The organism is Neobacillus sp. S1115 (assembly GCF_055385565.1).
In genome coordinates this window covers 172,501-185,280 of record NZ_AP038275.1, presented here as the reverse complement: position 1 = coordinate 185,280, position 12,780 = coordinate 172,501, and the positions used below count along the sequence as shown (strand labels likewise).

At 41.9% G+C, this 12,780-nt stretch carries 13 protein-coding genes (1 of these 13 only partly in view); 1 reads left to right on the top strand and 12 read right to left on the bottom strand.

Going from position 1 to position 12,780, the window contains the following annotated elements:
- Position 1: 1 nt before the first annotated feature.
- The 5 genes from pstB (ACZ5B7_RS01045) to ACZ5B7_RS01025 all read right to left on the bottom strand — a co-directional run bounded on the left by pstB (ACZ5B7_RS01045) (position 2) and on the right by ACZ5B7_RS01025 (position 4,422).
- The gene (gene pstB / locus ACZ5B7_RS01045; protein WP_464492288.1) at positions 2 to 775 is read right to left on the bottom strand and encodes a phosphate ABC transporter ATP-binding protein PstB; all 774 of its coding nucleotides are present in this window, start codon (positions 773 to 775) and stop codon (positions 2 to 4) included.
- Between the two features lie 12 nt (positions 776 to 787).
- A complete protein-coding gene (gene pstB, locus ACZ5B7_RS01040) occupies positions 788 to 1,597 on the bottom strand; it encodes a phosphate ABC transporter ATP-binding protein PstB (RefSeq protein ID WP_464494410.1) in 810 nt (269 codons plus the stop codon).
- A gap of 28 nt (positions 1,598 to 1,625) precedes the next feature.
- Positions 1,626 to 2,513, bottom strand: a complete 888-nt coding sequence (gene pstA, locus ACZ5B7_RS01035) for a phosphate ABC transporter permease PstA (RefSeq protein WP_464492287.1) — start codon at positions 2,511 to 2,513, stop codon at positions 1,626 to 1,628.
- Complete coding sequence (gene pstC, locus ACZ5B7_RS01030) at positions 2,513 to 3,433, bottom strand: phosphate ABC transporter permease subunit PstC (protein ID WP_464492286.1); 921 nt, start codon at positions 3,431 to 3,433, stop codon at positions 2,513 to 2,515. Before pstC ends, pstA begins: the two co-directional genes overlap by 1 nt.
- A 77-nt stretch (positions 3,434 to 3,510) precedes the next feature.
- On the bottom strand, positions 3,511 to 4,422 hold the full coding sequence (locus ACZ5B7_RS01025; RefSeq protein WP_464492285.1) for a phosphate ABC transporter substrate-binding protein: 912 nt from the start codon (positions 4,420 to 4,422) through the stop codon (positions 3,511 to 3,513).
- A gap of 222 nt (positions 4,423 to 4,644) precedes the next feature.
- Between ACZ5B7_RS01025 and ACZ5B7_RS01020 the strand changes: the two genes are divergently transcribed.
- Complete coding sequence (locus tag ACZ5B7_RS01020) at positions 4,645 to 4,854, top strand: hypothetical protein (protein WP_464492284.1); 210 nt, start codon at positions 4,645 to 4,647, stop codon at positions 4,852 to 4,854.
- A gap of 90 nt (positions 4,855 to 4,944) precedes the next feature.
- Here the strand turns inward: ACZ5B7_RS01020 and glmS are convergent, their stop codons facing one another.
- From glmS to rocF, 7 genes are all read right to left on the bottom strand, one after another.
- The gene (gene glmS, locus ACZ5B7_RS01015; RefSeq protein ID WP_464492283.1) at positions 4,945 to 6,747 is read right to left on the bottom strand and encodes a glutamine--fructose-6-phosphate transaminase (isomerizing); all 1,803 of its coding nucleotides are present in this window, start codon (positions 6,745 to 6,747) and stop codon (positions 4,945 to 4,947) included.
- A gap of 449 nt (positions 6,748 to 7,196) precedes the next feature.
- A complete protein-coding gene (gene glmM, locus ACZ5B7_RS01010; RefSeq protein ID WP_464492282.1) occupies positions 7,197 to 8,549 on the bottom strand; it encodes a phosphoglucosamine mutase in 1,353 nt (450 codons plus the stop codon).
- Between the two features lie 36 nt (positions 8,550 to 8,585).
- Positions 8,586 to 9,803, bottom strand: a complete 1,218-nt coding sequence (locus ACZ5B7_RS01005; RefSeq protein WP_464492281.1) for a CdaR family protein — start codon at positions 9,801 to 9,803, stop codon at positions 8,586 to 8,588.
- The gene (gene cdaA / locus ACZ5B7_RS01000; protein ID WP_213148181.1) at positions 9,796 to 10,623 is read right to left on the bottom strand and encodes a diadenylate cyclase CdaA; all 828 of its coding nucleotides are present in this window, start codon (positions 10,621 to 10,623) and stop codon (positions 9,796 to 9,798) included. Before cdaA ends, ACZ5B7_RS01005 begins: the two co-directional genes overlap by 8 nt.
- Positions 10,624 to 10,749: 126 nt before the next feature.
- Positions 10,750 to 11,373 (bottom strand): zf-HC2 domain-containing protein, encoded by a 624-nt coding sequence (locus ACZ5B7_RS00995; protein ID WP_464492280.1) that lies wholly within the window; start codon positions 11,371 to 11,373, stop codon positions 10,750 to 10,752.
- A gap of 19 nt (positions 11,374 to 11,392) precedes the next feature.
- Positions 11,393 to 11,956 carry an RNA polymerase sigma factor SigW gene (sigW, locus tag ACZ5B7_RS00990; RefSeq protein ID WP_423800353.1) on the bottom strand — a complete coding sequence of 188 codons (564 nt, stop codon included), beginning with the start codon at positions 11,954 to 11,956 and terminating at the stop codon, positions 11,393 to 11,395.
- Positions 11,957 to 12,217: 261 nt separating this feature from the next.
- A protein-coding gene (gene rocF / locus ACZ5B7_RS00985) for an arginase (protein ID WP_464492279.1) crosses the window boundary here: on the bottom strand, positions 12,218 to 12,780 show its 3' portion. The gene runs 337 nt beyond the window's last position; the window shows 563 of its 900 coding nt (coding positions 338-900); its start codon lies off the right edge, out of view; it ends in the stop codon at positions 12,218 to 12,220.

Below are 12,780 nucleotides of genomic sequence, written 5' to 3'. Positions count from 1 at the left end.
ATTATCCAAATCTCCCTGTAATATAACCCTCAGTCCGTTCATCCCTTGGGTTCGAGAAAATCTTTGAAGTTTCATCGAATTCAATTAATTCTCCCATTAAAAAGAAAGCTGTTTTATCCGACACCCTTGAGGCTTGTTGCATATTGTGCGTAACAATGACAATCGTATATTTTTCCTTTAGCTCTAAAATTAATTCTTCAATTTTCAAGGTGGAAATGGGATCAAGGGCGGATGTAGGCTCGTCCATTAATAAGACTTCTGGTTTTGTGGCAAGAGCCCTAGCAATACACAACCTTTGCTGTTGACCGCCCGAAAGCCCGAGAGCAGGTGCATGTAACCGGTCCTTTACCTCATCCCACAAAGCAACGTTCATCAATGATTTCGTGACAATCTCATCCAGATGCTTCTTTTTTTTGATTCCATGGATTCTAGGTCCGTAAGCGACATTATCATAAATTGACTGTGGAAAGGGATTTCCTTTTTGAAAGACCATTCCAACCTTTTTCCGCAATTCTACCAAGTCCAATTTTTCATTTAATATATTGTGGCCATTAAAATTGATTTCTCCCGTCATCTTTACATTCGAAACATAATTAATCATCAAGTTCAACGTCTTTACAAAGGTTGACTTTCCACACCCGGAAGGACCAATCATAGCTGTGACCTCTTTTTTGATAATGGGAAAATTAATATTCTTTAATGCATGATGTTCACCATACCATAAATTAAGGTCCTTTATATCAAATACATTCCTAGTTAAGGTTGCAAACGTCACATCATCCCCCCCTTATCCGAATCTTCCCGAGATATATTCCTCTGTTTTTTTAACAGAAGGATTGGTAAATATCGTATCTGTGATGTCATATTCTATCAAATCACCGCTCAGGAAGAAGGCTGTTTTATCAGAAATACGCGACGCCTGCTGCATATTATGAGTAACAATGATGATTGAATAGTCCTTTTTCAACTCCACGATAAGATCCTCAACCTTGGCATTCGAGATAGGGTCCAGCGCTGAAGATGGCTCGTCAAGGAGCATGACCGTTGGCTTCATAGCAATCGTCCGAGCAATGCAGAGACGTTGCTGCTGCCCCCCAGACAGTGATAATGCGGATTTATGCAGCCGATCTTTTACTTCCTCCCACAATGCTGCTTTCTGAAGACTTTCCTCAACGATTTCATCAAGCCTGCTTTTCTTTCTGATGCCTGCAAACTTCAAAGCGTGGGTGATATTATCGTAAATGGATTTTGGAAATGGGTTCGGCTTTTGAAAAACCATCCCAATTTCTTTCCGTAACGCCACCACATTTATTTGTTCTGATAATATATTTAGGTCATCATATAAGATTTCCCCTTCTGCCCTAGCTCCGGGAATCAAATCATTCATCCTGTTGATACTTCGCAAAAAAGTCGACTTTCCACAGCCGGATGGGCCGATAAGGGCGGTTACTGAATTTTCTTCAATGTCCATGGAAATTCCATTTACAGCTCGTTTTTCGCCATAAAAAATTTCTAAATTTTTTACATGCAAAACCATATTTTTTTGCTGTTTTTCATTACTTTGAGTCATTTCTGTTTCGGCTGGTCTTTGCTTCATTGCTGTCGCCATGTTTTTTCACCTGCTTTTATTTAGTTGCCGTGATTTTGCGATGAATCAAACTTCCAATCCATCTTGCCAATAAATTAAAAATTAATACGAAAAGGACTAAAACGGCAGCCGCACCGCTTGAGACCTCTTCCACATCCGGAATTAAGCCCTGAGTATTGACAGCCCAAATATGTACTGCCAAGGTCTCAGCCGGACGAAATATATTTAATGGGGAAGTGGCAGAAAAGGGATTCCAGTTTGCATAATCAAGTCTTGGTGTAGACAAGCCGGCAGTAAATAATAATGCCGCTGCCTCGCCAAATACACGGCCGGACGCAAGGATGATACCCGTTAAAATAGTGGGAAAAGCGCTAGGCAATATAACCGTTTTAATGGTGTGCCAATGAGTAATCCCTAATGCAAGGCTGGCTTCTTTTAACTCCCGGGGAACAGACCGAATCGCATCCTCACTCACCCGCACAATGACTGGCAGATTGAATACGGTAAGAGCTAATGCCCCCCCTAAAATCGTATAACCCCATCCTGTTAAATTAACAAACATCAATAAACCAAACATCCCAATCACAATCGAAGGAAGAGATGCTAGAACTTCGATACAGGAACGAATAGTATCCGTAAGCTTACCGGGTTTAGCGTACTCTGCCATATAAATGCCTCCGCCTATCCCTAATGGGACGGCAATCACCATCGTTATGACCAAAACATACAAGGAATTGAACAATTGATCGCGGATTCCCCCTCCAGCTCTTACGTTGCTAGAGGGAGTTGTTAGGAATTCTAGCGAAATATTTTTTAATCCGTTAACCAAAATATAGTAAAAAAGGCTAACAAGAATTGCAATGATAATAAGTGCTATGCAATAGAACACACCAGTAGCTATTCGATCAGCAGTTTTCGTATTCATTACAATTTCCTCCTTGCTGATAAATAACGAATAAGGAGAATAAATGCGAACGACATGACTAATAGGATCAATCCCATCGACCAAAGAGTATTATTTTCCACACTTCCATATGTAGTATGACCCATGTTTAACGTAATAATGGTAGTTAACGTGGCAGAAGCATCCAATAAGCTTGAAGGCAAATTCTTTACGTTTCCAATTACCATTTGGACTGCCAAAGCTTCACCAAATGCTCTCGCCATTCCTAATACGATGGCTGTCAATAGTGATGGCATGGCAGCAGGAATAAGTACTTTTTTGATGGTTTGCCAACGGGTGGCACCTAAAGCAAAAGAACCTTCTCTTAAGGCCCCTGGCAAAGAACCCATTGCATCGGTAGCAATGGATGTTACTGTTGGCAAAATCATAATGGAAAGAACAATGGTTCCGGAAAGCAGGCTAAATCCAAGTCCTCCTATATTTTCCCGGATAAAAGGGACTAATACGGAAAGCCCGATGAACCCATATACAACAGAAGGAATTCCAACTAACAACTCAATAACAGGCTGTAATATTTTCCTTCCCCAGGATGGGGCAATTTCCGTCATAAAGATGGCCCCGCCAATCCCTAATGGTGCTGCAACAAGTGCAGAGAGAAAGGTGACGGCAAATGAGCCAAAAATAAACGGCAGTGTACCATATTTCGGATTAGCCTTATCCGTAGGATTCCAAGTCTTACTAGTTATGAATTCGATAAGACTGACACCATCTTTTAAAAAGGATTGGAGCCCTTTTGTCCCTAGAAATATCGTAATGGCAATAGTGGCAGAGATCATAATGACAGCACATAAGATGACCAAGGTCTTTCCCCTAAATTCTCCACCCAGCCAATCTTGGCCGGATTTCAGCAGCCTATCTTTTGCAGAACTCGCTTTTTCCATATTGCACCAACCCCCTAAAACTACGTCATAAGGGGTAAATGTGGTGACACATTTACCCTTTAACTGCCACATTCGACCTATTTGTTTGTTTGATTACCTTTTGCGTCACGTTCTACCTTCATTTTTGTTACAGGTAAATACCCCTGCTCTTTTAACAACTTATTTTGAACATCATCAGACATTAAATAGTCCAAAAATGCTTTTGTCGCACCGCTTGGTTCACCCTTGGTATAAGAGTGTTCGTACGCCCAAACTGGGAATTTGCCTGATTGGACATTTTCATCTGTTGGTTCAACGCCATCAATCGACAGAGGGGTCACCTTATCATCGGTGAAGTAAGAGAATGCCAAGTAACCAACTGCCCCAGCGGTTTCATTAACAATTTTTTTAACCGTGTTGGAGGAATCTTCTGTAATTCCTTCCGCAGGTGTTGCTCCATCTAGTGCAAATTTATTAAATACCGCGCGTGTACCTGAAGCATCTGGACGGTTTACTAAAACGATCTTTTGATCCTTGCCGCCGACATCTTTCCAGTTTGTAATTTTGCCTGTAAAAACTTTAATAAGGTTTTCTTTTGAAATGTCTTTAATTCCGACTCCTGGGTTAACTGCAGCAGTGATTCCAACAACTGCAACTTTATGGTCCACTAATTGATCAGCCGGAATCCCTTCCTTTTCTTCCGCGAAAACATCAGAGTTTCCGATTTGAACAGATCCTTCAGCAACCTGGGATAATCCTGTACCAGACCCGCCCGCATTTACTTGAATGTCTACTTTTGGATTATTAGCCATAAATTCTTCTGCCGCCGCCGCTACAAGAGGCTGCATGGCAGATGAGCCGGAAACGACCAAGGAGCCAGAAAGTTCTTTTCCGGCTTTATCACCGGTATCTTTAGTTGTGTCTTTTTTCGCTCCTCCGCCACACGCAGCCGCAAATATCATCAAAGCTACCATTGTTATCAATAGGCTGATTTTTTTCAAACTTTTCATTGCGTAAATTCCTCCCGGATAAGGTTAGTATTAGGAATAGCATCATTCTTTTTTATAATGCCTCTGCCAAAAATAATTATTTAAGTAAGATAAATATTTTTCATTGCAAGCAGCCTTTACTATCTTTTTCCTAAAATATTCCTTGGCGTCCTGTGAATTTAATTTTTCAAAAAAATGAACATTAGAAGGGAAAATAGATTAAAAAGTAAGAGAGGGATTAGCATGTCCGATGGTGAACAAAACAAAAATGAGGCTAAAGAAGCAAATCACAATTTAAGTGAAGAATTTAAAGATTATAGTGCAAGATATTCTCAGGTAAACACCGAAACAGAAAAGGCAAATCAAGAAATTCAGGAGCAATTTTATGGAGAAAAAGAAAACAACCTGCTTCCTTTTCATGTTGATAGTAACACTCCTCCCATAAAAAAGTAACAAGCCTCTATTGAATCAAGCTATACCTAAAAGCAAAAAAAGACGGTTCCTTTGCTTCAAAAACTGAAGCAAAAGAACCGTCCCCATGCCTTACTCCACTGTTACCGACTTCGCGAGGTTGCGTGGTTTGTCGACGTCGCAGTCGCGGTGCAGGGCTGCGTAGTAGGCAAGGATTTGTAATGGTATGACAGAGATAAGTGGTGTTAATAATTCATGCACTTCTGGAATGACGAAGCTGTCTTCGTCCATGTTAAGTCCGTTCATTGAGATAATGCATGGATTGGCGCCGCGGGCAACAACTTCCTTCACATTGCCGCGAATGCTTAAATTCACGCTTTCCTGAGTGGCAAGAGCAACGACCGGAGTACCTTCTTCAATTAAGGCAATCGTTCCATGCTTTAACTCGCCGCCAGCAAAGCCCTCTGCTTGAATATAAGAAATTTCCTTAAGCTTCAAGGCGCCTTCTAAGCCAACATAAAAGTCAATGCCGCGGCCGATAAAGAAAGCATTCCGTGTAACTGAGAAGAATTCACGGGCAATAACTTCAAGTATTTCCTTAGAGTCACATAGAACATCCATCGCATTAGCAACTAAGCCTAGCTCATGAATCAGATCAAAGCCAACTTCTAAACTGCGGCTCTTGGCTGTCACTTCGGCTAAAATTGCAAGAACTGCCAACTGTGCTGTATAAGCCTTAGTCGAAGCTACAGCGATTTCCGGACCGGCATGCAGCAATAAAGTATAATCCGCTTCACGTGATAATGTCGATCCAGGCACGTTTGTAATCGTCAACGCTGGATAGCCCATTTCTTTTACCTGAACGAGCACGGCACGGCTGTCGGCAGTCTCACCGCTTTGTGAAATGAACACAAACAATGGCTTTTCAGATAAAAGCGGCATATTGTAGCCAAATTCGCTGGAGATATGGACTTCAACCGGAATCTTTGCCATTTTTTCAATGAACTGCTTACCAACAAGTCCTGCGTGATAAGAAGTCCCTGCAGCAATGATATAGACGCGGTCCGCAGCGTTTACAGCATCAATGATGTCGCGGTCAATCACAAGCTTGCCTTGCTCATCTTGATAATGTTGAATGATTTTACGTATAACAGCAGGCTGCTCATCAATTTCCTTCAACATATAGTGAGGATATGTCCCCTTTTCAATATCGCTGGCATCAAGCTCGGCTGTGTATGGCGTACGGCCGATGACTTCTCCATCTAAGTTTTGAATAGTTACAGTATTTTTTGTTACGATGACGATTTCTTTATCCATTAATTCAACAAACTGATCGGTTACTTGAAGCATTGCCATCGCATCGCTTGCGACCACATTGAAGCCGTCCCCTAGGCCGACAAGCAGCGGGCTCTTATTTTTTGCTACATAAATGGTGTTGTTGTCTTCTGCGTCCAAAAGCGCTAGTGCATATGAGCCATGCAAAAGTGTCAATGTTTTGCGGAAGGACTCTAATACGCTCAGACCTTCGTTTGCAAACTTCTCAACAAGCTGCACAATGACTTCTGTATCGGTTTCACTTTTGAAAGAAACATCCGCTAAATATTCGCGCTTTAGCAGATCATAGTTTTCGATGACGCCGTTGTGAACAAGTGTAAAGCGGCCGGATGCGCTTTGATGCGGATGGGAATTTCCTCTGCTTGGAACCCCGTGTGTTGCCCAACGTGTATGGCCAATTCCAACGTGTGCCAATACTTTTTCATCAACAATGCTGCGAAGGTCGGCGATGCGTCCTTTTTCCTTAAAAATCTGAATCCCGTCTTCGTTTTTAACAGCTATACCTGCTGAATCATAGCCTCTATATTCAAGCTTTTCTAAACCTTTTAGTAAAATTTCTTTCGAATCTAAATTTCCAATATATCCAACAATTCCGCACATATTTATTCTTTTCCTCCCTGATATAGGGGGCAAGAAGCTTCGGAGGCGTACCTGCCCCCTTATCTCTGTTTTTTTAGGTATCTGTCTATACCTTTAAACATTATCTTTAGTATGCGCATTTTCTTCTCTTTGTGCACCAGGTTGCCCCAGTGTTTTAAAGAAGAAATTGACGGTTGTGCGTTTCAACCGGGAGGTATCCGCCGAACATTTCGATAATCCTCCACCTCGTCAACTAGCCAAACCCTCTTTCGGCTAGTTCTGGCGCTTTTGTAAAACAACTGTCCTACCTCTGCCCCCCTTCCAATAACATTGCTTTTATTAAACAAAGCAAGTTAATAGTACATGATACGCATTGGTTCGTCAACTTAAAACTTTATGGCGAAATTTAAACCATACATAATAAAATATGCATAAGGAAACTAGATGTTCCCTTATGCATATCGCGAATTTTAATCTTCGTTTAAACCCATTTCCGCCTTAACAACAGCAGCAATGCGGTTCACATATTCTTCGCAAAGCTCCTCTGAAGATGCCTCTGCCATTACGCGGACAAGTGGTTCTGTTCCTGACGGACGAACAAGAATGCGTCCGTTTCCAGCCATTTCGCTTTCCACCTGTGCGATAATCTCTTTTACCTTTTCATTATCGGTTACATGGTGTTTGTCTGTAACCCTGATATTGACAAGTTTCTGCGGGTACTTTTTCATTTCGGCCGCTAGTTCGGAAAGCTTCTTTTGAGTTGCTTTCATAATATTCACTAACTGCAGCCCTGTTAATAAACCATCACCAGTCGTGTTGTAGTCAAGGAAAATAATATGACCGGATTGCTCACCGCCAAGGTTATAGTTATTTTTCTTCATTTCTTCAACAACATAGCGGTCACCCACTGCCGTAGGAACACTTTGAATGGCTTGGCTTTCTACTGCTTTATAAAAACCAAGGTTGCTCATGACGGTTGAGACTATTGTATTATGCTTTAATCGGCCCTGTTCCTTCATATATTTTCCACAGATATAAAGGATATGGTCGCCATCAACGATGTTCCCTTTTTCATCAATCGCAATCAAGCGATCCCCGTCGCCGTCAAAGGCCAAACCAACGTCTGCCCCTTTTTCCTTTACCAAAGCAGCCAGTGCTTCTGGATGGGTTGAGCCTACGCCCGCATTAATATTTAACCCATTTGGGGCTGCTCCCATCGTCGACAAATCTGCATCCAAATCAGCAAACAAGTGCATCGCAAGCGACGAGGTCGCCCCATGGGCACAGTCCAATGCCACATGGATTCCGGAGAAATCCTCATCCACAGTATTTTTTAAATATTGCAGGTATTTTTGACCGCCTTCGAAATAGTCCATGACAAGACCAAGGTCGGCCCCTATCGGCCGCGGCAGCTGATCCTCTGGCAAGTCCATCAAACCCTCAATTTCCAATTCCTGCTCATCAGAAAGCTTAAAACCGTCCGGACCGAAGAATTTAATTCCGTTATCCGCAACAGGATTATGGGAGGCAGAAATCATAACACCTGCCTGTGCTCCTAATGCTTTCGTTAAATAAGCCACACCTGGTGTGGAAATTACACCAAGGCGCATGACTTCGGCTCCAATTGAAAGCAAACCGGCCACTAGGGCGCCTTCTAACATATGTCCGGAAATCCGGGTATCACGTCCAATTAAAACCTTTGGACGGGCATGTTCCTTTGTTAACACATATCCGCCAAACCGGCCAAGTTTAAAAGCCAGTTCCGGAGTTAATTCGCTGTTTGCGACTCCACGTACTCCGTCGGTTCCAAAATATTTTCCCATTCTATTATCCGCTCCTTCTATATCTATTACTCCGAATTAAGCATTGTTTGTTATCGTTATTTTTGCTGTAGATTTATCAGGCTTATAATTAACATTCGGCGGGCCATCAACATGAATATTCACTTCATGATTTCCTTCCGGAAGGCTTGAGAGATCAACATATGCGTTAAAATCATCAGGCCCGAGACCGCTTAAGGCAGTGCTTGGCCCATTCACGATTAAATTAATCACTTTGTTTGCCGGATCTGTAATGTCTGCTTTCAAATTGGGCCCCAAGCCTCTAATTTTAAGCGGAATTCCGGAAACGGTTGTTTCCGCCTGCTTGCTAACCTTTACAGTAGCTTTTACCATTTGCGGGGTTACCTTCGAGATGCCATTTGAAATAATAACAGGCAAATCCAATGTCGTATTATCATTTATTTTACTGACATCCACTTCTACCCTGACACTTTCGGTATTTTTTAATATATCTTCATCCCCTGTGATGACAGCCTCCACTGTATCTAGGTCGATGGAATCTATTGTCACGCCGGCCGGCGGCGAACCTTTTCTAATTATATTGATGGGAACCGTTTTGGCGGTTTCTTTGATTGGAAGTGTGACCCTAACGGTTTCCGGTTCCACCGTTACATCCAGTTTATTTAAATCCTTATCAAGAACCTGAATCCGAGCCGAGTTTGTTGTGGTTTCCTTCAGCTTTTCTTTTTCCTCAAGGACGGCCTTAACATACGTAATTCGGTCGATTTCACTTTTGGCTCCAGTAATTTTTACCCTTTTCGGTTCCACTACTGGGGTTCCGGCAGCATATCCATCTTCAATTTGGCCTGGGTTAAACTCTGCCTCAATCTTAAATTCCTTTGTTATTTTTTCCTGTATGGTTACATAAACGGAGTTCGGCTTAATGGAAGCCTGCAATTTATCGGATAAATCCTTAACCTTCAGATTCACCTTTTGCCGACCTATTTTGGCATTGGTTAAATCCACATAAACCTCAAAGTTTCTTAAAGCCTTAGCCGACTGAATATGTGTGATCGGCCCTTTGAGGCCCACATCAACTGTATATGGTACTCCCGAGACGACTAGGTTTTCAGTATCATAATAAATCTTTACCGGTATATCCTTTATGGTCTCACTCGTTTGCTCTCCAGGCACATATACATCTTTGCCGGCATGCGGAACCGAGGAGTATAACAAAACCGCCAATACAAGCGCCAAGATTTTTATAAACCATGGGGTATCCATTAATTTATCCATTGCTTTTTCCCCTCCAGTTCCAACGAGCTGAAGAAGCTTGTTTTGCTTTGTGCTGATCCAGCAGTTCATTAGTCAGTAATTCGCGAAATTCATCCGCTTTTACATCACGGTGCAACTCGCCATTTTTGGTAAGTGAAATGGCGCCCGTTTCCTCCGATACGACAACCGTGATACTGTCTGTCACTTCGCTTATTCCTAAAGCCGCCCTATGCCGTGTTCCCAATTCTTTTGAGATAAAGGGGCTTTCTGATAAAGGCAGATAACACGCCGCTGCCGCCACATTATTTCTTTGGATAATGACTGCGCCGTCATGAAGCGGTGTATTCGGAATAAAGATATTGATCAGCAACTCGGAAGAAATTCTTGAATTTAATCCAATTCCCGTTTCTATGTAATCGCTCATCCCCGTTTCTCTTTCAATCGAAATAAGGGCTCCAATCCGCCGTTTTGCCATATAATCTGTTGCTTTCATTATGGCTTCCACTGTTTTCTCCTGATCTTCATCTTCAGGATTGTTTGATCTGGAGAAAAACCGGCCTCTTCCCAACTGCTCAAGAGCCCTTCTAAGCTCTGGCTGAAAAATAATGATAATGGCTAGGAATCCGTAGGTAATAACCTGCTCCATCATCCAACTCAAGGTGGTCAGCCCGAAAAAATCACTAGCGACCTTCACAAGCAGAATAACAAAAATTCCTTTTAAAAGCTGAACCGCTTTGGTTCCTTTAATAATATTAATTAATTTATAAATGACATACCAGACAAGGACAATATCAATTGTACTCGATATATACTTCCAGAATGTCCAATCGGCAAACGGCATGGTTTTTCCTCCGTAAATTTGCTAGTAAAACAATATAACCAATACATTATATCACAAACTAAACTTGTACTTATTATATGTTACTGTTTAAAAAAACAAATCACTCCATTTTGAGTGATTTGTCATTTATTTAGTTTCCGTCTGGTCAAAAACACCTACAACGTCTTTAGCTGTTTTTTTCATCTGGTACCAGACCCAATCAAACACTTCGTTTACTACCTCAATATCGCCCGTAACATGGCCTGCAGAAGCGAGGTACTTTTCCCCATTGATGACAGTTGCGTCTCCCTGGATTTCTCCTTCTATTCTGAGTGTTCCATTTCGAACGACAACGTCACCCTTTACGACTTCTCCCTTAGGGACTATGACGGTGTTGTTTTTGACAATTAAATTCCGTTGTTTTGTCACAGAGAACTCCCGCTCATGATTCCACGTTGACATTAGGCTGCCACCCATTAAGACAACAAATAAGGACGCTGCCGTTAGAATTGGGTGATTCTTAAACCAGCGTGTCATTAGTACCTTCTTCTTTTCCTTCGGCAGATGTGCCAAAACATTGGCTGTAAAATTGGCTGGGGCCTGCATATTTGAAACGCTTTTGACAAAAGCGATCGTTTTCTTCAGTTCGTTAAAAATCGTTTCACAGTCTTTACAGTTTTGGAGGTGTAGTCGTAAAACCTTCTCCTTTTCTGAATCAATTTCTTCGTCCAAGTATTCGTGCATGAGTTCGATGATATGGTCTGGACACATTCTTGTTTCACCTCTTTTTTTACACATACCTTAATTGTTGTTTCAATGCTTCTCGTCCGCGGTGAATTCTTGTTTTGACTGTTCCAACCGGAAGGTCGAGAATTTCACTTATTTCGTTTAAGGACAAATCCTCCATGTATTTTAATACGATGGCTGACCGATATTTTTCGGGGAGTTTTAAAATTTCCTTTTGGACTGACTCTTGCAGCTCCATGCTTTCTAATTCCTTTTCCGGCAGTTCGGTATTGGATGGAATCTGCGAATACATCGTCAGCCCTTCCGTACCGGCCACCTCTGCATCCAAATAATGGTCCGGTTTCTTTTTGCGCATCCGGTCGATACAAAGATTGGTGGCAATACGAAAAAGCCAGGTGGAGAACTTTAAATCTTGGTTAAAGGACTTTATATTCACATAGGCACGGATGAATGCTTCCTGTGCTGCATCCTCAGCCTCATGCCGGTTCCCAAGCATTCGAAAACAAATCTGAAAAACACTGTTTTTATATATTTCAACAATTTCCCCAAATGCGTCTTGGTCGCCTTTTATGACTTGTTTTATTCTCTTTTTTACTATAGCTTCCATTAAATTACCTCAGCTCCAATGCTGCTATCCGATATACGTATCGTTAGCAAAAAGGTTTCGTTTTAGGTAAAAAAAGTTCTCAATACCTATAATTTTAACAAAAAAATAGTAAAAATTGCTAAAAGAATTCATAGAGGTATTAATAGTAATATTACATTGGAATTATGAACGATTTGTGGAGGAATGATAAATGAATTGTAAAAATTGCAGCTGCAGAAAAAATTAGCAGCTGCCCTTGTTTCGGCAGCTGCTGTGTGGTTTTTATAGAAGTTTTTCGCCAAATAAAGACCCCATCAGTCCGACAGCAATGGAGGCGGTTTTATTTTTTTCATCGAGAATTGGATTTACCTCAACAAATTCTGCGGAGGTAATTAATTTTGATTCCTCGAGCATTTCCATAGCAAGATGGCTTTCGCGGTAGCTGATTCCCCCCATTACCGGCGTCCCAACACCTGGGCATTCGCTTGGATCTAGGCCATCGAGGTCAAGCGATAGGTGAACACCATCGGTTCTTTCCTTGAGGTAAGCGATTGTTTCTTCCATCACCTTTGCCATACCGAGGCGGTCGATTTCGTGCATAGTGTAAACCTTGATGCCTCTTTCTTTAATTAGAATCCGTTCTCCTTCATCAAGGGAACGGGCGCCGATAATGATAACATTCTCAGGCTTTACCTTTGGTGCATAGCCGCCGATATTTGTTAATAATGGATGTCCCAAGCCAATGCTGACCGCAAGAGGCATACCATGGATATTTCCGGATGGGCTAGTTTCAGCCGTATTCAGGTCACCATGGGCATCGTACCAAATAACACCAAGGTTTTGAT